The sequence below is a fragment of the Blastomonas ursincola genome, assembly GCF_013607875.1.
Taxonomy (GTDB): Bacteria; Pseudomonadota; Alphaproteobacteria; order Sphingomonadales; family Sphingomonadaceae; genus Blastomonas; species Blastomonas ursincola.
In genome coordinates, this window is the sequence record NZ_VDES01000001.1 from 68,648 (window position 1) to 90,423 (window position 21,776).

At 64.6% G+C, this 21,776-nt stretch carries 21 protein-coding genes and 1 tRNA gene; 8 read left to right on the forward strand and 14 right to left on the reverse strand.

From position 1 onward, the window contains the following. The first annotated feature begins 27 nt into the window (after positions 1 to 27). Positions 28 to 285, forward strand: a complete 258-nt coding sequence (locus FG486_RS00340; RefSeq protein WP_023838318.1) for an ATP synthase F1 subunit epsilon — start codon at positions 28 to 30, stop codon at positions 283 to 285. A 126-nt stretch (positions 286 to 411) separates the two neighbouring features. Here FG486_RS00340 and FG486_RS00345 read toward each other — a convergent pair whose 3' ends face one another. Further along, positions 412 to 858: a DUF6265 family protein gene (locus tag FG486_RS00345; protein ID WP_181266019.1), complete on the reverse strand. Its 447-nt coding sequence runs from the start codon at positions 856 to 858 to the stop codon at positions 412 to 414. Between the two features lie 12 nt (positions 859 to 870). After that, on the reverse strand, positions 871 to 1,788 hold the full coding sequence (locus tag FG486_RS00350) for a DMT family transporter (RefSeq protein ID WP_241695536.1): 918 nt from the start codon (positions 1,786 to 1,788) through the stop codon (positions 871 to 873). Between the two features lie 208 nt (positions 1,789 to 1,996). Here FG486_RS00350 and FG486_RS00355 point away from each other — a divergent pair, with 208 nt between their 5' ends. After that, positions 1,997 to 3,550 (forward strand): TadA family conjugal transfer-associated ATPase, encoded by a 1,554-nt coding sequence (locus FG486_RS00355; RefSeq protein WP_181266020.1) that lies wholly within the window; start codon positions 1,997 to 1,999, stop codon positions 3,548 to 3,550. On the opposite strand, the gene FG486_RS00360 is transcribed toward FG486_RS00355, so the two are convergent. Beyond that, positions 3,551 to 3,742: a hypothetical protein gene (locus FG486_RS00360; RefSeq protein ID WP_137775503.1), complete on the reverse strand. Its 192-nt coding sequence runs from the start codon at positions 3,740 to 3,742 to the stop codon at positions 3,551 to 3,553. A 144-nt stretch (positions 3,743 to 3,886) separates the two neighbouring features. Here FG486_RS00360 and FG486_RS00365 point away from each other — a divergent pair, with 144 nt between their 5' ends. Beyond that, positions 3,887 to 5,422, forward strand: a complete 1,536-nt coding sequence (locus FG486_RS00365; RefSeq protein ID WP_181266021.1) for a flavin monoamine oxidase family protein — start codon at positions 3,887 to 3,889, stop codon at positions 5,420 to 5,422. 2 nt (positions 5,423 to 5,424) lie between these two features. On the opposite strand, the gene FG486_RS00370 is transcribed toward FG486_RS00365, so the two are convergent. Together FG486_RS00370 and FG486_RS00375 are read right to left on the reverse strand one after the other, a co-directional pair. After that, the gene (locus FG486_RS00370; protein ID WP_181266022.1) at positions 5,425 to 6,213 is read right to left on the reverse strand and encodes a lipase family alpha/beta hydrolase; all 789 of its coding nucleotides are present in this window, start codon (positions 6,211 to 6,213) and stop codon (positions 5,425 to 5,427) included. A 55-nt stretch (positions 6,214 to 6,268) separates the two neighbouring features. After that, positions 6,269 to 7,756 carry a WS/DGAT/MGAT family O-acyltransferase gene (locus FG486_RS00375; RefSeq protein WP_241695537.1) on the reverse strand — a complete coding sequence of 496 codons (1,488 nt, stop codon included), beginning with the start codon at positions 7,754 to 7,756 and terminating at the stop codon, positions 6,269 to 6,271. A gap of 354 nt (positions 7,757 to 8,110) precedes the next feature. On the opposite strand from FG486_RS00375, the gene FG486_RS00380 reads away from it, so the two are divergent. Continuing rightward, the gene (locus FG486_RS00380) at positions 8,111 to 9,010 is read left to right on the forward strand and encodes a hydrogen peroxide-inducible genes activator (protein WP_066282332.1); all 900 of its coding nucleotides are present in this window, start codon (positions 8,111 to 8,113) and stop codon (positions 9,008 to 9,010) included. Between the two features lie 9 nt (positions 9,011 to 9,019). Here FG486_RS00380 and FG486_RS00385 read toward each other — a convergent pair whose 3' ends face one another. Together FG486_RS00385 and FG486_RS00390 are read right to left on the reverse strand one after the other, a co-directional pair. Then, positions 9,020 to 9,412, reverse strand: a complete 393-nt coding sequence (locus FG486_RS00385) for an addiction module antidote protein (protein ID WP_181266023.1) — start codon at positions 9,410 to 9,412, stop codon at positions 9,020 to 9,022. Positions 9,413 to 9,699: 287 nt separating this feature from the next. Next, the gene (locus FG486_RS00390) at positions 9,700 to 10,599 is read right to left on the reverse strand and encodes an N-formylglutamate amidohydrolase (protein WP_181266024.1); all 900 of its coding nucleotides are present in this window, start codon (positions 10,597 to 10,599) and stop codon (positions 9,700 to 9,702) included. A gap of 198 nt (positions 10,600 to 10,797) precedes the next feature. On the opposite strand from FG486_RS00390, the gene cpdR reads away from it, so the two are divergent. The 4 genes from cpdR to FG486_RS00410 all read left to right on the forward strand — a co-directional run bounded on the left by cpdR (position 10,798) and on the right by FG486_RS00410 (position 13,245). Continuing rightward, positions 10,798 to 11,175 (forward strand): cell cycle two-component system response regulator CpdR, encoded by a 378-nt coding sequence (gene cpdR, locus FG486_RS00395; RefSeq protein WP_060978870.1) that lies wholly within the window; start codon positions 10,798 to 10,800, stop codon positions 11,173 to 11,175. Between the two features lie 107 nt (positions 11,176 to 11,282). Continuing rightward, positions 11,283 to 11,357: transfer RNA gene (locus FG486_RS00400), tRNA-Val, on the forward strand. A gap of 98 nt (positions 11,358 to 11,455) precedes the next feature. Beyond that, complete coding sequence (locus FG486_RS00405) at positions 11,456 to 12,229, forward strand: thioesterase family protein (RefSeq protein WP_181266025.1); 774 nt, start codon at positions 11,456 to 11,458, stop codon at positions 12,227 to 12,229. 38 nt (positions 12,230 to 12,267) lie between these two features. Next, positions 12,268 to 13,245 carry an NAD(P)H-dependent flavin oxidoreductase gene (locus tag FG486_RS00410; protein WP_181266026.1) on the forward strand — a complete coding sequence of 326 codons (978 nt, stop codon included), beginning with the start codon at positions 12,268 to 12,270 and terminating at the stop codon, positions 13,243 to 13,245. Between the two features lie 50 nt (positions 13,246 to 13,295). Here FG486_RS00410 and FG486_RS00415 read toward each other — a convergent pair whose 3' ends face one another. The 7 genes from FG486_RS00415 to ptsP form a co-directional block, all read right to left on the reverse strand. Further along, positions 13,296 to 13,673 carry a hypothetical protein gene (locus FG486_RS00415; protein ID WP_066284423.1) on the reverse strand — a complete coding sequence of 126 codons (378 nt, stop codon included), beginning with the start codon at positions 13,671 to 13,673 and terminating at the stop codon, positions 13,296 to 13,298. Positions 13,674 to 13,735: 62 nt separating this feature from the next. Beyond that, a complete protein-coding gene (locus tag FG486_RS00420) occupies positions 13,736 to 14,137 on the reverse strand; it encodes a hypothetical protein (protein WP_181266027.1) in 402 nt (133 codons plus the stop codon). A gap of 33 nt (positions 14,138 to 14,170) precedes the next feature. Then, entirely contained in the window at positions 14,171 to 16,126 is a 1,956-nt protein-coding gene (gene ftsH / locus FG486_RS00425; RefSeq protein ID WP_066284436.1) for an ATP-dependent zinc metalloprotease FtsH, read from the reverse strand. 93 nt (positions 16,127 to 16,219) lie between these two features. Then, positions 16,220 to 17,194: a tRNA lysidine(34) synthetase TilS gene (tilS, locus tag FG486_RS00430; RefSeq protein ID WP_181266028.1), complete on the reverse strand. Its 975-nt coding sequence runs from the start codon at positions 17,192 to 17,194 to the stop codon at positions 16,220 to 16,222. Continuing rightward, the gene (locus FG486_RS00435) at positions 17,178 to 18,146 is read right to left on the reverse strand and encodes a tetratricopeptide repeat protein (protein ID WP_241695538.1); all 969 of its coding nucleotides are present in this window, start codon (positions 18,144 to 18,146) and stop codon (positions 17,178 to 17,180) included. Before FG486_RS00435 ends, tilS begins: the two co-directional genes overlap by 17 nt. Before the next feature lie 135 nt (positions 18,147 to 18,281). Beyond that, entirely contained in the window at positions 18,282 to 19,172 is an 891-nt protein-coding gene (locus tag FG486_RS00440; protein ID WP_181266029.1) for a RodZ domain-containing protein, read from the reverse strand. A gap of 164 nt (positions 19,173 to 19,336) precedes the next feature. Beyond that, positions 19,337 to 21,619, reverse strand: a complete 2,283-nt coding sequence (gene ptsP / locus FG486_RS00445; protein WP_066284414.1) for a phosphoenolpyruvate--protein phosphotransferase — start codon at positions 21,617 to 21,619, stop codon at positions 19,337 to 19,339. Between the last annotated feature and the right edge of the window lie 157 nt (positions 21,620 to 21,776).

Here is a 21,776-nt window from a genome sequence, read left to right on the forward strand (position 1 = left end):
AGAGGAGAGGGCTTAAAGGAAGCTGAAATGGCACTGCATTTTGAACTCGTCACCCCCGAAAAGCTGGTCCGCTCCGAAGCGGTCCACATGGTCGTCGTGCCCGGCGCTGAGGGCGAGTTCGGCGTGCTGGAAGGCCATGCGCCGCTGATGTCAACCGTCCGCGACGGCCTGGTGTCGATCTACAAGAGCGAAGGCGCGCAGCCGGAAACCATCGCGATTGAAGGCGGCTTTGCCGAGGTCAACGAAAAGGGTCTGACGATCCTGGCCGAGCGCGTCTCGGGCTGATTTCAAGCGTTCAAACCTAAAGCTTTATCGTCACCCCCGCGAAGGCGGGGGTCCCGCTTCGCACGCGACGTCGACGACTAAGCGGGACTCCCGCTTTCGCGGGAATGACGAAGTCCTTGCCCGTCGCTACTTGATCCGCTTGTACCGCCAAGCTTGGGGTTTGCTGCCGTCGCGCATGCTCGCCTCGGCCATCAGCATGTCGCCTTCCATCCAGTATCGGATGCGCTGCGGATATTCGTGGTTGGAATTGACGAACACGATCTCCGCCGGACCGCCCTTGACCGCGCGGAAGGCCGCAGCCGGGTTGCCGAACGGCGCGCCGTAGAACATCAGATCGCCATTCTCGTTGCGCGCGATGCGCATGAATTCATAGGTGGTGACCTCGTCGCCGCGGCCGCCGCGACCGGTGCCGAGCATCGTCTCGGCGCGGCAGCCGGTCCAGTTCTCCTCGGTCCAGCGTCCGTCCGCCTCTTCCGAAACCCAGCGGCCCTCGATCCAGCAGGGCAGCGGCGGCGGAGCAGGCAGGCTTGCCATCTGCATTGCCAGCCCGATGATCAAACCCGTCAGCGCCATGATCGCCCTTCCCTATCTGCGTCCGTCGCGCAGCAGATAGATGCCGCTGGCGATGATCACCCCGGTACCCGCCAGTGCGACGAGATCGGGATAGTCGCGATAGAAGACCACGCCGATCGCGATGGCAACGATGATCTGCACATAGACCATGGGCGCCACGGTCGCCGCCGAACTGCGCGCGGTGGCGAGATAAACGAACATGTGGCTGAAGCTGGCCGACACGGCCACGGTGGCGCAGACGATCACGACATACCAGCTTGGCCAGCCGATGTGCAGCGAAGGCATGCCCGACAGGTGGCCCAGCACGGCATAGAGAATCAGCAGCGGCGCGGCGACGGCGGCGACCAGGAACTGCATCAGCAGCACGCTGCCCGATCCTGCGGCTCGCGCGTTGCTCATCATCAGCCCGCTCATCCCGAACGCAGCGGCAAGCGGCAGCAGCGCCGCAGGGCCCAGATCGGCAAAGCTGGGCCTCAGCACGATCATCACGCCGACAAAGGCGATCAGTGTCGCCACCCACCTACCCGGGCTCAGGCGTTCCTTGTACAGGATCGAGGAGATCACTGCTGTAAGCAACGGTGCCATGAACTGGATCGAAGTGGCAGTGGCGAGCGGCATCAGGAAGATGCTGGAGAAGAAGGTTACCGTCGCCCCGGCAAGAAAGAAGCCCCGCGCCAGTTGCACCTTGGGTCGCGGAAAACGGAAACCTTGCGGCCCCTCCCGGATCAGCAGCACCAGCCCCAGGCCTATCGCCCCCAGCGTGAAGCGCAGGGCGGCCACCGCCATCCCCGGCCATTGACCGGCGGTCGACTTGATCAGACCGTCCCCGCAGGACAGCAGCGCAAAGCCGAGCAGCGCAAACAGCATTCCTGCGCCGCGATGGCGGCCTGCGCCGTCGCTCTCCCCGGCGTTCGTCGTATTTTCGGCCAAGTCGTCGCGCCTGCTGGTCAGTTGTTAACTTTTGCCCGGCTTAATGCCCGATATTGGCACGGATGCAAGCACCAACGGGGCAGGTGCGGCGCGGCAAGGGCCTAGCAGAACCTGCTGTTAGGACATTGTCAAAGTTTCCGGGCTATTCACCATGAGATATCAGGCGGCTTCCGGCTGCCACCGACACAATCCGGGAAAATCGGTCACCATGAGCGCTTTTGGCAGAAAGAATGGGATTGGACAGATGGGGCCCGGCGCACGGCCGAGCTTTGGCGTCGCCCGCCCGATGAAGGGTGGCGCGGCCACCCCGCCGCCCGAAGCGCGGCTGGGCCTGTCGCTCGATATGGGCGGCGACCAGTTCCCCGATCTCGATTCCGTCGATCTGCCCGGTCTCGACATGATCGACATGACGCCGGAGAGTGCGGCGCTGAACGACGCGATGACGCGCCTTTCGGATCGCGCCAACTCGATCGCGGATACTGGGCCCAAGGTCGAAGGGTTCGAGGCGTCGGTCCACAAGATCAAGGAACAGGTGCTGCCGCGCCTGCTCGAGCGAGTCGATCCGGAAGCTGCTGCCACGCTCACCAAGGACGAGCTGGCCGAGGAATTCCGTCCGATCATCCTCGAGGTTCTTGCCGAGCTCAAGCTCACCCTCAACCGGCGCGAGCAGTTCGCGCTGGAAAAGGTGCTGATCGACGAATTGCTCGGCTTCGGCCCGCTCGAGGAACTGCTCAACGATCCCGAGATCACCGATATCATGGTCAACGGCCCTGAGCAGACCTATATCGAAAAGAAGGGCAAGCTGCAGATCGCGCCGATCCAGTTCCGCGACGAGGAGCATCTGCTGCAGATCGCCCAGCGGATCGTCAACCAGGTCGGCCGCCGCATCGACCAGACGACGCCGCTCGCCGACGCCCGCCTCAAGGACGGAAGCCGCGTCAACGTCATCATCCCGCCGCTCTCGCTGCGCGGCACTGCGATCTCGATTCGTAAGTTTTCCGAGAAACCGATCACGCTCGACAATCTGAAGGATTGGGGCGCGATGTCGGAAAAGATGGCGACCGCGCTCAAGATCGCAGGCGCCTGCCGCTTCAACATCGTCATCTCGGGCGGTACCGGCTCGGGCAAGACGACGATGCTCAACGCATTGTCGAAGATGATCGATCCGGGCGAGCGCGTGCTGACCATCGAGGACGCGGCAGAACTCCGCCTGCAGCAGCCGCACTGGCTGCCGCTGGAAACGCGTCCGCCGAACCTCGAGGGCAAGGGCGCGATCAGCATTGGCGATCTCGTCAAGAACGCACTGCGTATGCGCCCCGACCGCATCATTCTGGGCGAAATTCGTGGCGCGGAGTGCTTCGATCTGCTCGCCGCGATGAACACCGGTCACGATGGATCGATGTGTACGCTCCACGCCAACAGCCCGCGTGAGGCGCTGGGCCGTATGGAAAACATGATCCTGATGGGCGACATCAAGATCCCCAAGGAAGCCATCAGCCGCCAGATCGCGGAATCGGTCGACATCATCGTCCAGGTCAAACGCCTGCGCGACGGTTCGCGCCGCGTGACCAACGTGACCGAGGTGATCGGCATGGAGGGCGAGGTCATCGTCACCCAGGAGCTGTTCAAGTTCGAATATCTGGACGAAGGCAGCGACGGCAAGATCATCGGCGAATATCGCTCGACGGGCCTGCGCCCCTATACGCTGGAAAAGGCCCGCCAGTTCGGCTTCGAACAGGCGTTTCTCGAGGCCTGTCTCTGATCAGAAGCCCTTCAGCGCGAAGGCCGCCGAGATGATTGCCCCGGTAATTGCCAGCATCGAGATGCTGGTCCACGGCATGAAGCCGACCCGGTCGAAATTGGTGCGGCGCATGCGCCGCGCGTCGGCGAAGGCGGCGGTGCCGGCGAGCGCCGACATGGCAAGGGCCAGCTGAGCCCAGAGACTGTGAAACATGCGCGCTCCCTAATGGTGGGCGTCATTTGGGGTGCGCTGCGCCAATGTCCAGCCCGATTTGCCCAATCTGCCATTAATCTTGACGCTACGCGGCGTTGGGATCACCCTCACCTTCCGTAGCGTCTGCAGGGGGAGGCACGGCATATGCGCGGAACGGGTTTTGTCTGGGGACTGCTGGCCAAGGCCGCGCCCGATACCGTCCACGGATCAGGGCCCGGGCTGGACAGACGGCAGGTGCTCGCTGGTATTGCCGCGATGGGCCTGGCCCCTTCCCTGGTCGAGCCTGCCGAAGCCAGGATCAGCCAGCGCAGCCGCATCGCGATCATCGGCGCGGGGCTCGCCGGATTGGTCGCGCTCGACCGGCTGGTCGCCGCCGGTTTCGATGCGACGATCTACGAAGCGCGCGGGCGTGTCGGGGGCCGGGTCCTGACCTCGAACGCGCTGCCCGAACCGGGCCTCTATGTCGAGGACGGCGCGCATCTGGTGAACACCAACCATGCCGATATCCTGGCGCTGGCCAAGCGCTTCGACATCGGTCTGATCGATCGCGGCGCGATGGTGACGCACGAGGTGTTCGTGGTCGATGGCAAGGCGGTGACCGAAGCCGATCTGATCGCCGAATTCCGCCCACTGGCCGCGCGCATCGCTGCGGATGCCGCGCTGGTGGACGAGGATTTCGACACCCATGGCGCGCGGTTCGACACGATGTCGGTGCGGCAGTATCTCGATGCCGCCGGGGCCGCCGCGAGCCCGCGCGCACGGGCGCTGATCGAGGCGACGATCCGCACCGAATTTGGATCGGAGCCGGACGAGGTCTCGGCGCTCGAGCTGTTCTTCAACCTGCCCGCGATCGATACCGACCGTGTCGCCCTCATTTCGGGGAGCGACGAGCGCTACAGCCTCGCGGGCGGCTCCTCGACCATCCCGCGCGCGCTGGCTGCGCCGCTGATGGACCGGATCAGGACCGGACATGCGCTGCTGGGGCTGCGGCGCAAGGGCAAGGCGGTGGAGCTACGCTTTGCCAATGGCGCGATGGTCGTCGCCGACCGCGTCATCGTCACGGCCCCCGCGCAGGTGCTCCGCAGCATCGATTTCGGTGACACGCTCCCCGCCCCCTGGCTGGCGCTGACGCGCGAGCTCAGCTGCGGGCGCAACGAGAAGATCAACGCCGGCTATGCCACGCGCCCATGGGAACCGGTCACCGGCGCGGGCGGTGCCGCCTGGGCCGCGCGCACCGGCGGCGATCCGGGACTGTTCAGCGAATTCTGGGGCGCGAGCGCGGGGCAGGATTCGGTGCCTGCGGGCGTGCTCACCTGGTTTTTCGGCGGCAACCAGACCTCGGGCTTGGCCGATCTTTCGCCCGAAGCCATGGTGCGTGTTTGCGAACGCGAGATCGCACCCGCCGTGCCCGGCCTCGCCGCACGCAGCGTACGCCGCACCGCCTGGGCGATGGATCCTTTCGCGCAAGGTGCCTATTCGCGCTTCCTGCCCGGCCAGCTCACCCGCTTCGCGAGGCATTTCTGGGTGGAGGAAGAGGATGGAAAGGTCACCGCGCCTCTGTCCTCCGGCCCGATCCTGTTTGCAGGCGAGCATCTTTCCGATGCGCACACCGGCTATATGAACGGCGCGGCGCAGACCGGACGGCTGGCGGCGGAACAGTTGATCGGGATGCGTATCTAGCCTCAGTCCGCCTTCACCGACCCGAACAGCAGCCCGCGCCAGCCCGAGCGGTCGAAGGGTTGCCAGCCGTCCTCGGTCTGGGCCAGCCGATCGGCGATCGCGTACATAACCATCGGGTTGACGCCGAGGCCGCAATGGCTGGCGAGCACCTTGATATTGTCGGTCTGCGGGCCCGGCTTCTGCACCGATCCGCGCCAGGCGACGATGCCGTCGGTCTTGCTGAGGATCGAGGTGGTCGGCACCGGCGGGGCTTCGTCGAGATTGCGGAAACGGCCCGCCTGGAGCGGTTCGGGCTCGGGGCCGTTCAGGCGCTCGAACAGACGGCGCGCGTTGGTATGGCCGCGATCGTTCGAGATCGGGCTGCCGAGCGAGATCACCTGGCGCACCTTATCCGGCGCGTTCTTGGCGATCTCGCGCGCGAACACGCCGCCCAGGCTCCAGCCGATGATCGAGACCTTGCGGCCCGAGCTCGCATGGATGCGGTCGAGCAGCTCGTTCATCTGCGCCTCGCGCGCATTGTCGATGCGGATATTGCGGCCCATGTCCCAGCCATGCGCGTCATAGCCAAGGCTCTTCAGCAGATCGCGCATCGGCTTGGTCGACCGGTCGCTCGCGAGAAAGCCCGGAAGCACCAGCACGCTGTGGCCATCGCCCCGCGGCAGCATCGCAAGCGGGCCGCGCAAGGCATAGAATGCGCCGAGTTCGACCAGGGCACGCCCCTCGCTGAGGGTCCAGAAGAGGTGTGGCGGCCTGGCGGCACTCGGATTGGCGGCAGGTGCGGTAGCGGTCATGGAGTCTCCGATCTGTCACATAATATGGAGCTGCGCTCCGCAATTGCCAGCGCAATCACACTGATGCGGCTGCCTTGCTCTTCCCCTTGCGCTTCGCCGCAGGCTTTTCGGCCGCTTCGGACCCACCCGATGCCAAAGCCGCCATGAGCTCGTCGAACGAGGCCTGCAGGCATTCGGAGTAGAATTCGGGATCGGGCATCGCCTTGCGGCAGGCGGTAAAGCCGATCGTCGCCTGGTCGACATAGCTCTGCACCACATGGCCGAGCGCGAGCCCGTCGGTCAGGCAAAGCAGCCCGTGCATGCTGATCATCTTTGCGCCGGTCGAATAGATCGGCACCGGTGGGCCGGGCACGTTGGTGACGACCGTGCTGAACGGCGGCTTGACGTAATTGGCGAGGCCCAGCCGGGTATAGAGCTGCGCCCCCAAAGCCATGAACAGCGCAGGCGAGACCTTGCTCATCTCGGTCATCTGCCGTGCGCCGAGCGCATCGGTCATCGCCTTGGACTGGATCGTCTGGTCGTGGACATAGGCGAGCCGCGCGACAGGATCGGCGATATGGCTGCCCAGTGGCACGATCATCGCCGACACCTGGTTGCCCATGGTGTTCTTTTCCTTCTCCGCGCGCACCGAGATCGGCGCCATCGCGGTCAGGCTCGCCTCGGGCAGCTCGCCATGCGCCGAAAGATAGCGGTGCAGCCCGCCCCCGATGATTGCGAGAAACACGTCGTTGATCTTGCACCCCGGCGAGAGCGAACGCAGCGCCTTGACGTCGGCCAAGGAGAAGGTGCGCCCCTCGACCACGCGATTGGGCGAGACCGGCACGTTGAAGCGCGTGCGCGGCGCGGAAACGGCGGGATTGAGGCTGAACTCGCTGGTCACCAGCCCCTTGGCGGCGCGGTACAGGCCGGGCGCGGCCTTGGCGATCACCCCGGTCTGCCGCCAGGGGTTGAGCCAGGCCCGCGCATAGCCCTTGAGGAACAGCCCCAGCGGATCGGGCACGCGATCGGGGCGCCACGCTCTGGAGGCCGGCGGCGGCGGATCGCCGGGGCGCAGCGTGTGCAGCGCATCCATCAGATCGATCCCCGACATGCCGTCGATCGCGGCATGGTGCACCTTGGTGATCATCGCGAAGCTGCCCTTGGGCACGCCCTCGATATTGTCGAGCCCCTCGACCACGCAGAACTCCCAAGGCGGGCGCGTGAGATCGAGCGGGCGCGAAAAAATGCGCGCCGCCTGGATGCACAGCTGCCGCCAGTCGCCCGGCTTGGGCAAGGCGACATGGCGCACATGATATTCTAGATCGAAATCCGGGTCCTCGATCCAATAGGGATAATCGAGATTGAGCGGGACCTTGACCAGCCGCTGCCGCATAGTCTGCGACAGGTGCATGCGCGATTCAAAAAAGGCCAGAATATCCTTGAACCGGACGAACCCACCGGGTGCTGTCGACGGATCGTAGATCAGGATCGATCCGATATGCATAGGCGCGTTGCGCTGCTCCAGCGCGACGAACGATGCGTCCATGCCCTGCAATTGCCGCATGACGTCCCCTCCCAAGGATGGCACGCCGGCTGTACCGATCGCGCGAGTGGGTCGAGGCTAACAGATTGCGGAGGGAGGGCAAGCACCCCGAGGGCCGGCTCGAACCGGCGAGATAGGCGGGTGGCGCATCGGAGGCTAAGCTGCGACCTCGGCGGACCGATGCACCACCCTATCCGCAGCTTTGGGGTGTCCGTTCAAGCTGCGGCATCTTTCAAGCAGTTGGGTTGGAGCGGTTCGGGGAGGGGTTTGCTCCGCTGCTTGTCATGCATGGTATATGGCACAACGTATCATTGTTTCCATTTGAAAGGACGACGATGATTCGATAGACATCCTCTATCGAGCAGGGGGTCGCACATGCCTAGTCTTCGCCAATTGCAATATCTGGTCGCGCTGGACGACCATCGCCATTTCGGACGGGCGGCCTTTGCGGTCCATGTATCGCAGCCGACGCTCAGCCAGCAGCTGCGCACGCTGGAGGCGCGGCTCGGTGCATCGCTGATCGACCGGAGCGGCCAGGACGTCCAGCTGACTCCATTAGGGCGCGACATAGCGGCACGCGCGCGCGGCATCCTTGTCCAGGTACGCGACCTTTCCGACCTCGCGCGGCGCGCGGGCAAGGGCATCGGCGGCACCTTGCGCTTCGGCGTGACCCCGACACTGGGCCCCTATCTGATGCCCGCAATCGTGGCCGGGCTGCACCGCGAACAGCCCGATCTTCGCCTGCACATTCGCGAAGGCATTCCCGACGATCAGGTCCGGCAGGTGATGCGCGGCGAGCTCGACATGATGCTGTGTCCGATGCCGGTCGATGCGACGGGAATCGTGGTCGAACCGCTGTTCAGCGAACGCATGTTCGTCATCGCGCCACCCGATCACCGGCTGGCCGGGCAGAAGGACATTCCGGCAGACGCGCTCAAGGGCGAAGGCTTTCTGACGCTTGACCGGCGCCACCATTTCCACCGGCAGACGCGCGACATCTGCGAGCAGGTCGGCGCACACATTCTCCACGACTACGAAGGCACGAGCCTCGACAGCATCCGCCAGATGGTGGGCTCGGGCATCGGCCTGGCACTGCTGCCGGAACGCTATATGGCCGCCGAAACCCAGGCCGCGGAAGTCGTGGCAACGCTCGACATTGCCGGATGGAATGCACGTCGCTCGATCGCGGCCCTGTGGCGCACCGGTGCGGCATTCAGCGACGGTTTCCATGCCATCGCCGAATTTATCCGCAGCTATGTCAACGAGACCGGCTGACCAGGCAGCTCACGCGTCCGCAGCGACCATCCTGCCCATCTGCCACATGAGGTTATAGATGAGGTTGCGTGCATCCTCGCCGAGCATCTCGCGCGCCTGTCGATCAAAGGCAGCGCGATTGCCGCGCGCGGCGCTGCGCACCATCGCGACAAACATTGTCTCGTCGGGCGAGAGCCGTGCGCAGCACGGGCGAGAAACGCAGAACGGTTCTGGCCAGGCCTGGCCCATCGCCTCGACAACCAGCGACAGCTGGTTGGACAGCGCGGTGCTGCCCAGCCTTGCCGCTACATGCGGCGCGGGGTCGGTGCCGGACTTGTGCGCGAACACCGCAATTCTGAGCGCCACGACCAGCCTTGCCTCGACCAGCGTTGCAGATCCCAGTTCGGCCGGTCGATCCAGCATGTCTTGCCACCAAAAGCCCATGACCACTCCTTCGCTTTGCCGTCGCCGCGCTTCATCGCAGCGACTGGCCCAAGTTATTGCGATTCGCTCGCATTAGCAAGAATATTCGCATGGACAGAAATTTTACGGTTCCGGCCATTGAAGTCGGCCAGCGATTGTCCTAGATTATTGGTGTCGGGATGCTTCCCCCCCTTTCGCATTCCGACAGGTGCACTAGTGCACCTCCTCCCTGAACCTTGGCCGCCTCGTGATCCGTCACGAGGCGGTTTTTTCTTGAATTCAGTAGGTTATTCGGCGGCGATGGCGAGGTCGGAACCGCGATCGGTGCGCAGCATGTCTTGCGCCAGGGTGCCGACGAGATGTGCCAGCGCGGCGCTCACCCGCGCAAGACCGGGCCCTGGCTGCTTGAGATCCGCTGCCAGATAGAGGCTGCGGTCGATCTCGACCTGCAGCGCATGGATCCCCCTTGCAGGGCGCCCGTGCCGATCGAGCACATAGCCGCCGGCATAGGGATGGTTGAGTGCCACCTCGAATCCCGACCGCGCCATGGTCCTTAGCGCCAGATCGCACAGAGCCCCGTCGGCGGACCGCCCAAACCTGTCACCAAGCACGATCTGCGGCGGTCTGGCCGGGCCTTCCGGCCGCAGCGGCGGCATCGAGTGCAGGTCGATCAGCAGCGCACAGCCGAATCGCGCCCTGAGGCTGGCCAGCGCCTGGCCGAGCGTGCGGTGATAAGGATCATGCAACTGCGCGATCCGCCCGGCGATCGCCGATTGCGCAAAGGGCCGGCGCCAGAGCTCGCCATGGTCAGCCAGACGGCGCGGCACCAGCCCCAGACCGCCGCGCACCTTGGCGCTGGGCTGGGCAAAGGCGGTACGCGGTGCGTCCGCGACCATCTGCGGATCGATCTCGCTCGGCGCGCGGTTGAGGTCGATCCAGGCGCGCGCGGCATGCGCGACCAGGGTCGGACATCCCAGCTTCACAAGATCGGGCAGCAGCATATCGGCATGCCGATCTTCGAGTCGCTCCAGTATTTCGGGAGCGACGCGCGAATTCTGCAGAATTTCGTCGGGATAATCGCGCCCGGCATGCGGAACCGCGACCAGCACCGGCAGCCGCGCCCCTTCCACCCCTTCCAGGCTGAAATGGCGCGATGGCATCGCGGCTTGGCTGGGCGCGTCGTCCATGGCGCAACGGCATGCGCCAAAGCTTCGGCCAAGTCAAAGGCAGAGACCATGCAACTGCCCCAGCCGGCTTGCGTTTACTTCCTCTCCAGTCGCTGTCCTGCTTCGGGGCATCGCGCAAACAAGGTAGGCGGCTGGCTGGAAAATCTTAACCGCCTGGGGCATACAAGACCCGGAAAGCTTCCATGGAGGACAGTGGGGATGTTGCGGATTTTGCTGGCGGAAGACGATGCAGCCATGCGGACCTATCTGCAGCGCGCGCTGGAAAAGGCGGATTACGAGGTCGTATCGGTCGATCGCGGCACGGCGGCGCTGCCGCTGCTGCAGGACGAGCATTTCGATCTGCTGCTGACCGATATCGTTATGCCCGAAATGGACGGGATCGAACTGGCCCAGCATTGCGGCCGCATTTCGCCCAATACCAAGGTGATGTTCATCACCGGATTCGCGGCGGTCACGCTCAAGGCCGAGCAGGCCGCGCCGAGCGCGCGGGTGCTGTCCAAGCCCTTCCACCTCAAGGATCTGGTGCTCGAAGTCGATCGTGTCTTCTCGCGCGGTACCTTCGCGCAGAGCCTTTGACGCAATAATCGGACCGCGGCTTCATTTACCGCTTGCACGAGCGCCAAGCTCTTTGTAATGGACCGCCCTTGCCGCGGCGCACAGCACCGGCAGCAAGGCTAAAGCGTGGGCGTATAGCTCAGTGGTAGAGCACTGTGTTGACATCGCAGGGGTCGGAAGTTCAATCCTTCCTACGCCCACCAGCCTTCCCCTCTCCTGATATCAAGCGATCCGTAACGGCAGCCGCAATGCGGCAAATTTCCGGTGGATTCGGGCGGAATTCTCTGGTCTTAATCGCGCGATGAATCTCGCTCAGACCCTCGCTTCGTTCGTCCGCGCCGACAATGGCTGGACCGTTTCCGTCGCTCCATGCTGGATGCAGGGCCGCACCTGCTATGGCGGCCTGTCCTCCGCGCTGGCGCATCATGCCGCGCGATTGACCGTGTCCGATGCGCCACCGCTGCGCTCCGCCCAGGTGGCCTTTGTCGGCCCGCTGGCGGGTGAACTGATGATCTCGACCGACCTCTTGCGCCGTGGCCGCAACACCGCCTTTGTCGAAGTGAAGATCCGCAGCGCCGAGGGCCTGGGCTTTATCGGCACCTTCATCTTCATGTCGAAGCGCGAGAGCCGGATCGAGTTCGAGGGCGTGCACCGCCCCGATGTCGCGCCGCCGCCGGCAGAGGGGACGACGCGCAGCGGACCGCCCGAATTCTTCACCTCGCAGATGGAATATCCGGAAAAGCGGCTCGAGCTGGGGATGAACACGCCGCGCCTCGCCAACTGGCACCGCTTTGCCGAGCGCGAGGGGCTCGATGCGATGACCGAATTGCTGGCGATCGGCGACGGCCTGCCGCCTTCGGCTATGGGGCTGATGGATGTTGCGGGGCCGGTCAGCAGCATGAACTGGCAGGTCAACCTGCTCACCGACGCGCCCGAGACCGACAACGGCTGGTGGCTGCTCGAATCGGTGACGCACCACGCGCATCATGGCGCGGCGAGCCAGTACATGACGGTGTGGAACAGCCGGCTGGAACCCGTGATGACCGCGATGCAGTCGGTCGCGCTGTTCGTCTGAGCATTCGATACAATCACAGAAATACAGGAGAGAGCCTCATGAAGACCCGCATTACCGAGCTGTTCGGCATCGAACACCCGATCATCCAGGGCGGCATGCACTATGTCGGCTTTGCCGAGCTGGCCGCGGCGGTCTCGAATGCGGGTGGCCTCGGCATCATCACCGGCCTCACGCAGAAGACGCCCGAAGATCTCGATGCCGAAATCAAGAAGTGCAAGGCGCTCACCGACAAGCCGTTCGGCGTGAACCTGACCTTTCTCCCCGTGCTCACCGCGCCCGATTATCCGGGCTATGTCCGCGTCATCATCGAAAACGGCATCAAGGCGGTGGAGACTGCGGGCAACAATCCGCAATCGGTGCTGCCCTATCTCAAGGACGCGGGCGTCAAGGTAATCCACAAATGCACCAGCGTGCGCCACGCGCTCAAGGCCCAGGCGATCGGCTGCGATGCGGTCTCGGTCGACGGCTTCGAATGCGGCGGGCATCCGGGCGAGGACGACGTGCCCAACATGATCCTGCTGCCCCGCGCCGCCGACGAGCTCGACATTCCCTTCGTCGCTTCGGGTGGCCAGGCCGATGCGCGTTCGCTGGTGGCCTCGCTGGCCATGGGCGCCGATGGAATCAACATGGGCACCCGCTTCATCGCAACCAAGGAAGCGCCGGTGCACGAGAATGTGAAGCAGGCGATCGTGGCCGCATCCGAGCTCGATACACGGCTGGTGATGCGCCCGCTGCGAAATACCGAGCGCGTGCTGACCAACGAGGCGGTGGAAAAGCTGCTGGTGATCGAAAAGGAAAAGGGCAAGGACCTTCAGTTCACTGACATCATCGAGCAGGTCGCGGGCGTCTACCCGCGGATCATGATGGAAGGCGACATGGATGCCGGCGCCTGGAGCTGCGGCATGGTGGCGGGCCTGATCCACGACATCCCCACCTGCAAGGAGCTGATCGACCGGATCATGACCGAGGCAGAGCAGATCATTCGCGGGCGGCTCGAAAGCTTTCTCGCCGCCTGAGCTTCATCGCCCTCCGCGCCGCCAAGCCGGGGGGCGCCTGCCGCACAGCGTCACTTGCAGGGAAATTTCTTCTTCATCAGGTCGTAGACCGCGACCCGGAACGGCTTTTTCTGCGCCGACGGAGGAAGGCTGCTGAGATATTGGCGCAGTTCCTCGCCGGTCATCTTGGGACGGTCGCTGGCCGGTGGGCAGCTATGCATCTTGCCGCCCGCCTTTTTCTGCCGGGTAATGTCGGCCACATACAGCTCGCGTACCCGGTCCGACTCTGCCCGCAAGGCGCGCACGTCGCTCGACAGCAAGGCAGCAGGTCCCATGCTTTCAGCCTTTTTCATTCCCGCCAGAAACTCGCCCACGGTCATTTCCGATGCCGCTCCGGTCGACAGCATCACCACCGCTGCAAGAATGCCCGCCTGAACGCCCCGCTTCATGCCCATGCTCCCTCCATGATCTCGCAGCCTGTCTATCATTGCCTGATGAACGGCAAATGACCTCATTTTTGCGCCGCAACGCAAGGATAACGCAAGGTCATGACCAGCGCAAAGGCGGTGGTGACGGGCATGTCGCGATTGGCTTCCGGGAAAGCCTGAAAGTCTCCGATCAGATCGGGAATGGTAAGCTGTGCCTGGCCGGGCGGAGGGGGACAGCTGGGCACCGCTTCCCCCCGGCTGGCGCTTTCGGCCAGCGCGGCGCGATAGGCCTTGGCCGCATCCTGTATGGTCTGCCGTACCGCGTCCGCTTCGGGAGTCCCTACCCCGCCTGCTCCTTTCGCCATCAGGGCCTTTGCAGCAACAAGGAATTCACGCACGGTCTCGATCGGCATGGGGGTTGGTTGCGACAACGGCGCCGGTGCCTGAAGCGCCAGCGCCGTCATCAAAATAATACCGATACGCACACTATCGGCCCTGTCTGGCCCGCAAGGGAGCGATCAGGCGCCCTGCGGCTTGGGATCGTGGAACGGCCCCTTGCGCTTGCCGGCACGCGGGATCACTGCGCCGATGCCGGGAGCGACATCGGGCTTGACCTTGCTGCCATCGGGCCGGTCGAGCTTGCCGCTGTCGAGCAGTTCCTTGATCTCGTCGCCGCTCAGCGTCTCGTATTCAAGCAGCGCCTGCGCCAGCGTGTGGAGCTGGTCGACATGATCGCTCAGCACCTGCTTGGCGCGATCATAGCCCTGATCGACGACCTTACGGATTTCCGCATCGATCTTGCGCGCGGTCTCGTCGGACATCATCAGACGCTGGCTCTGGCCATAGCCGAGATAGCCTTCCGACTGTTCCTCGTACTGCAACGGGCCAAGCTCGTCCGACATGCCCCATTTGGTGACCATGTCGCGCGCCAGCTTGGTCGCGTACTGGATGTCACCGCTCGCGCCGGACGAAACCTTGTCATAGCCGAAAATCACTTCCTCGGCGACGCGGCCACCCATGGAGACGGCGAGGTTGGCGTACATCTTGTCGCGGTGATAGCTGTACACGTCGCGCTCGGGCAGACGCATCACCATGCCCAGCGCGCGGCCGCGCGGAATGATCGTCGCCTTGTGGATCGGGTCCGACGCAGGTTCGTGCACCGCGACGATGGCGTGGCCGGCCTCGTGATAGGCGGTCATGCGCTTCTCGTCCTCGGTCATCACCATGGACTTGCGCTCGGCGCCCATCATGACCTTGTCCTTGGCCGCCTCGAACTCGCTCATCGCCACCAGACGCTTGCCCCGACGCGCGGCGAGCAGAGCGGCCTCGTTGACCAAATTGGCGAGGTCGGCGCCCGAGAAGCCGGGGGTGCCACGGGCGATGACGCGCGCGTTGACATCGGGAGCCAGCGGCACCTTCTTCATGTGCACCTGCAGGATCTTCTCGCGGCCCTCGATATCGGGCACGGGCACAACGACCTGGCGGTCGAAACGGCCCGGACGCAGCAGCGCGGGGTCAAGCACATCGGGACGGTTGGTCGCCGCGATGATGATGATGCCCTCATTGGCCTCGAAACCGTCCATCTCGACCAGCAGCTGGTTCAGCGTCTGTTCGCGCTCGTCGTTTGAATTGCCGAGGCCCGATCCGCGATGGCGGCCGACGGCGTCGATTTCGTCGATGAACACGATGCACGGCGCGTTCTTCTTGGCCTGTTCGAACATGTCGCGCACGCGGCTCGCGCCGACGCCGACGAACATTTCAACAAAGTCCGAGCCCGAAATGGTGAAGAAGGGAACGCCCGCCTCACCCGCGATCGCGCGGGCGAGCAGCGTCTTGCCGGTACCGGGCGAGCCGACCAGCAGCGCACCCTTTGGAATCTGTCCGCCAAGCCGCGCGAACTTGCTCGGATCGCGCAGGAACTCGACGATTTCCTGCAGCTCCTCGCGCGCTTCGTCGATACCGGCGACATCGGCAAAGGTGACCTTGCCAGCCTTTTCCGTGAGCAGCTTGGCCTTGGACTTGCCAAAGCCCATCGCGCCGCTCGCCCCGCCGCCCTTCTGCACCTGGCGCAGAACGAAGAACGCGATGGCGATGATCAGGATGAAGGGAAGCGACTGGAACAGGATCGCGACCAGCAGGCTGGGCTGTTCAATCGCCTTGCCGCTATAGTCGACGCCCTTTTCCTCGAGCAGCGGGATCAGCGTCGGGTCGTTTTCGACGCGAACCGCAGAGAAGGCCTCGTCATTGACATAGGTGCCGGTCACGCGATCGGACGAGATCACGACATTCTTGACCTGGCCATCGGCCACGCGGTCGCGGAAAGTGGAATAGCTGATCGAACTGCCGCGATCGGCCGAGCCGCGCGTATCGATGAGCGACACGACCACGAGCAGGCCGATAATGACCCCTGCCCAGATGAGCATGTTCTTCATCCAGCCGTTCTGGTTCGAACCGGGATCCTGATCGTCGTTCATCTCAAAGCCTTTGCAGCCATAAACCATGATCAAGATAGGCAGCTAATCCTGAATGACAATATAATCTGCCCGCGCTTTGGCCTGCGATCGACATTATTCTGGCGCAGAACCCTTGGTCGAAGCGCCGCGTGGCGGAGCGGGCCGCAAATGCCAGCCCCGGCCGTCCGCCGCGGGCCCGCACAGGACGTCGCCTATCATCCCCTGCCCTCCGCCTGCCAGCGTATCGAGAAGCCGGTCGAGCGCGGGTCCGCGCATGTCGATATCGCTCTGGACCCGGCGCAGCGCGATCTGCAACAGACGCCGCAGCAATGCCGGCGGATAGCCGGTCTCTACCAGCCGGACCCCCTGACGGTCGGCCACCAGAACGCCGTCTGCTTCGCGCGCTGCGATCCAGTCGAGCGCTTCGCCTGCCTGTGCGAGCGCATGTGCCGATCGCACAGCCATTCGCGGGTCGATGCCCTCGAAGTCTTGCAGCGCGCGCCGCATCCTCACCCGGTCGAAATCGGCATTCGCGTTGCTGGGATCTTCGACAAAGCCAATGACGTTGCGCTCGCAATGCGCGACCAGCTCGGTCTTGCGAAAGCCGAGCAGCGGACGCACGATCCGGCCGTTGCGCGCGCGCACCCCGGCCAGGCCATCCACCCCGCTGCCGCGCGCAAGCCGCATCAGCATGGTTTCGAGCTGGTCGTCGGCATGGTGCGCAGTGACGATGAAGGCCGCGCCGATCGCATCGGCATGCGCAGCGAGCAATGCATAGCGCGCCGCACGCGCCGCCGATTGCAGGCTTCCCGTTATCGGCTGGTCGGGGCGGAGCACCGCGTGCGTCATGCCAGTCGAGGCGCAAAACCGCGCCACCATCTCCGCCTCGTCGGCACTTTCGGGGCGCAGGCCATGGTCCACGGTCGCCGCGCTGACCGGTCCGGGCCAGCCGCGCCGGACCAGATCGGTCAGCGCCATGCTGTCGGGCCCGCCAGAGACGGCGAGCAGCAGATGCGCCTTGCTGTCGCCCGTCAGCGCGGTGAGGGCCGCGCTGACGCGATTCAGGTCCGCGTCACTTGCATCCGGCATTGCGGCGCCCGGCAGCGAGCCGGTCCGACAGACGTCCTGCCGCCACTTCGGGATAGACTTCGGCCAGCTCGGTAAAGGCGACACAGGCCTTGGGCTTTTCGTTGAGCTTGATCAGCGATTCGCCCAGGAAATAGAGGCTTTCAGGCGCGCGATCACCCTTGGGTTCCTTTTCGTAATTCTCGGCGAACATCTTGGCCGCAGCGCTCGGCTTGCCATCGTCGAGATAGGCCCGACCGAGCAGGTTGCGGGTGTAGCTCGACCGCTTGTGCTTGGGATGCTTTTCCAGCGCGAAACGCAGCTGCGCCTGCGCCTCGGGGAAGAACTTCGCCTCCCAGAGGCGATAGCCGTACAGATAGGCGTCCTCGCCCGCATCGGCGCTTTGCGGCTTCTCGATCTTGGCGACGGCGGCGACGCGTTCGGCGCTCGGGGCCGCAGCGGCAGCGCTCGCCGCCGCAGGCGTTGCAGGACGCGGCGTTGCGGCACCTGCTCCCGCAGCGACGGGAGCAGCCGTCGGTGCGGGTGCTGCGGAGGCGGCCGCAGCGGCGGCCTTGGCCTGCTCCTCAAGCTGCAGGAGCCGCTTTTCGAGCTGGCCGATCTTGAAGCCGTTCTCCTCGGTCTGAGCGGTCAGCCGGGTGATCTGGGTTTCCAGCGTGTCCACGCGCTGGAGCAGGTCGGTCAGCGGCGCGCTCGCCGAAACACCGCTGGGGGTCGGCGTGGCAGTCGGCGCTGCGATTTCGGGCTCGAAGAATCGATCCGAGGCCCCCGGAAAGACCTTGCGCTGCACCGCGCGCATTTCCGATTCCAGCTTCTTGACGCGCGGTTCCAGCGGAGCGGCCTGCGCCGCTGCGGGACTGGCCGTGGCGACCAGCGCCGCCATCACCGTGCCAGCGAGCATCCGGGCAGAAAGGCCGATCCGGCGCGGAATTACGGGTGATATGCGGGCGGTGGTCATGTCAGGCTCCAGATCGAACGGATGTCAGGCACAATAGGTCTATAGGGCGCTCGCCGCTTTCGTCAAAGCCGCGCGAGCACGAATTTGGATGGCATGACGTCACTGAACGCCAGTTGACCGGAGCGCAGATGCAGCTCAGCCCTCGGTACTGGCGCTGCGGCTTTCCTGGCTGGCCGTCGCTGCCGGGACAGCCGGGCGTGCCATCAGCGCGGCAGCCGTCACAGGCACGTCCTTGACCGCAACTTCGGAAGTACCGAGCGGTGCGACCGTACGCCCGCCCACGGTGATCTCGAACGCATCGGGGCGACCGGTCCAGACCTGAGGGTTCACCGCTTCGGCCGGCACCGTATATTGTTCGCCAAGCGCCATCTGCTTCTGCATCAGCTGCTTGCCCTCGCCATCATAGAACTTGATCCAGATATTGTCCTCAGTGGCGGTGAACACGACCTCTGCCTTGGGATCGACTGCAGGCACGGACGGCGCCGTGCCGCCAGCCTTGCGCTTGGGAGGTGTGGCATCGCTCGCGGAGGCCGCATCGGCGGCCTGGGCAAGTTCCTCGACATTGGCCGCGGGGAACAGATAACTGCGCCAGATACCGAACCCGGCCAGCAGGATGACCGCGCCGGTCACCGCCGCAAGCAGCGCCAGCTTGGCCGACGGGACCTTGCTCGGCTCGTCGAGATCGAACTGGGTGACCTCGCGGGTCGGCACGTGCGACGCGCCACCAAGCGCTTCGCGAATCTGCTGAGCAATCTCTTCTTCGGGAAGTTCGACCGCGCGTGCATAGGCCTTGCCGAAGCCGATGGCATAGGTGCGGCCGGGCAGCGTCTCGAACTTGCCCGCCTCCATCGCTTCGAGATGGCGCATGGGGATGCGGGTGCGCGAGGCGATGTCGTTGAGTGTCAGGCTGCGCGCCACACGGGCAGAGGCCAGCCGCTCGCCGACATGCGCGGGCGGAAACAGATCCCCGGTGGTTGCGCCATCCTCGGATGACGCACCACCTGCGTTATAGGGCGTGTCAGACACGTTTGCGCTCCCGATCCGGGTCGTCCCGGTTATCCTGTTGGCTCCATTTCGGGAGAAACATGAACCAATCCCGAAGTCAACGAAATTGGCGGAATCTTAACCCATTCGGGCTTGAAAACAGTTGTAACGATTGTGTCGCAAATGGCTGACCGTAAAGGATTGCCTCAGCCGAGTTCCATCCCCTGTGCGATGGCCCAATCCTGCAGCACCTCCCGCATGTTGGCAGGCGGATAGGCCAGCATTTCATCCATCTTGGCCGTGGCGGTCTGCAGGTCGAGCGAGCGCACCATCGCCTTGATCGGACCGACAGCAGCCGGGGTGATCGACAGCCGGCGAATGCCGACCGCGAGCAGCGCAAGCGCTTCAAGCTGCCGCCCGCCCATCTCACCACAGACGGTCAGGTCGATATTATAGGGCTCGACCGCTTTGACGACCCTGCGGATGAAGCGCAGGATGGCCGGCGAAATCCAGTCATAGCGCTGCGCCAGCTTGGGATGCGCACGGTCCGCCGCGAGCAGGAACTGCGTAAGATCGTTGGTGCCGATCGAGAGGAAATCGATCTTTGGCCCCAATATGTCGAGCGTCTCGGCCAGCGCAGGCACTTCCAGCATCGCCCCGAAGCGGATGCGATCAGGCAGCAGCTTCTTGCGCCCCTTGAGAAAGGCGAGCTGATCGTCGAACACCTGGCGCGCCGCGTCGAACTCCCAGGGTTCGGCGATCATGGGGAACATGACATTGAGCGTCTTGCCCGCCGCCGCCTCGATCAACGCGCGTGCCTGGACCTTGAGCAATCCGTCGCGCTCCAGAGCCACACGCACCGCGCGCCAGCCCATGGCAGGATTTTCCTCGCCCGGCCCGTCTTCGCGCAGATAGGGCAGCGACTTGTCGCCGCCGATATCGACGGTGCGGAACACGACCGGCTTTTCGCCCGCCGCATCGAGCACGTCGCGGTAGAGCCGCAGCTGGCGCTCCCGCTGCGGCAGCGTCGCGGACACGAGGAACTGGAACTCTGTGCGGAACAGCCCCACGCCATCGGCCCCGGTGACCGCGAGATGCGCGATGTCGTCGCGCAGACCTGCGTTGATCAGCACGTCGATCCGCGTTCCGTCGGTGGTGCGCGGCTCGACATCGCGCAGCGCGGCATAGGCGGCCTGTTTCTCGCGGCTGCGCAGGAACTTGGCCTCGAACGCCTCGATCACCTGCGGAGCGGGGCGGATCAGCACCGAATTTTCGTTGGTGTCGATCAGCAGATGGTCGTCCTGCCGTACCTGGTGGAGGATGTTGCGCATCCGGCCCATCACCGGAATGCCCATCGCGCGTGCGACGATGGTGACATGCGCGGTCAGCGATCCTTCTTCCAGGATCACGCCCTTCAACCGCCGCCGGTCATATTCGAGCAGTTCGGCCGGGCCCAGATTGCGCGCAATCAGGATGGTGTCCTGGCGCAGGCCCATCTGCGCCGCCGTGCCGATCTGGCCCGAGACGATCCGCAGCAGCCGGTTCGAAAGGTCCTCCAGATCGTGCATCCGATCGGCAAGCAGCGGGTCGTCGATCTGCCGCATCCGCATCCGGGTGCGCTGCTGAACGCGCTCGATCGCGGCCTCGGCGGTCAGGCCGCTGTCGATCGCCTCGTTGATCCGCCGCGACCAGCCTTCGTCATAGGCGAACATCTTGTAGGTCTCGAGCACCTCGTCATGCTCGCCGCCTTTGCCGAACTCGGCCTGGCTCGCCATCTTGTCGATCTGCTCGCGCATCTTGATGAAGGCGGAATAGACGCGCTGGCGCTCGGCCTCGACATCCTCGGCGACGACATGCTCGATGGTGATGCGCGGCTGGTGGAAGACCGCCTTGCCGCTGGCAAGCCCCGCGACGAGCGGGAAACCCATTTCACGCTGCGAATGGGTGCGTTCGGCGCCACCATCGAGCGCTGCCTGTGCATCGACCAGCCCGGCATTGGCGATCAGCTCGGACAGGACCATCGCCACGGTCTGCATCGCCTCGATCTCGACCTCGAGATAGCGGCGCGGCTCGACATGCTGGATGCACAGCACGCCCACCGCGCGCTCCATCCGCACGATCGGCACGCCGGCAAAGCTGTGGAACTTTTCCTCGCCGGTTTCGGGACGATATTGGAAGTCGGGGTGCGCGGTCGCCTCGGCGAGGTTCAGCGTCTCGACATTCTTGGCAATCGTGCCAGTCAGGCCCTGGCCCAGCGCCAGCTTGGTGACGTGCACCGCTTCCTGATTGAGGCCGCGCGTCGCGAACAGCTCGAGCACGCCCTCGCGCAGCAGATAGATCGAGCACACCTCGCTGTTGAGCGAATCCCCGATGATGTCGACTACCTGATTGAGCTTGGCCTGCGCGTTGGTGCGCGCGGCCATGACATCGTGAAGCCGGGTGAGAATGTTGCGGGCGGCGAGCGTGGCGTTGATCTGGGCTTCGGACATGCAAGGGGGTCTAGCACGCAGCGAGACGGCACGCCATCCGGGCTTCCATCCGATTTGGGGGATGATTGGACGATAGACAGCCTTGTTGACGCAGTGTAGCAACACAGCAATACACAACAATTCCGGGGGTCATCGTGCCTTTTCCATCGTCATTCGT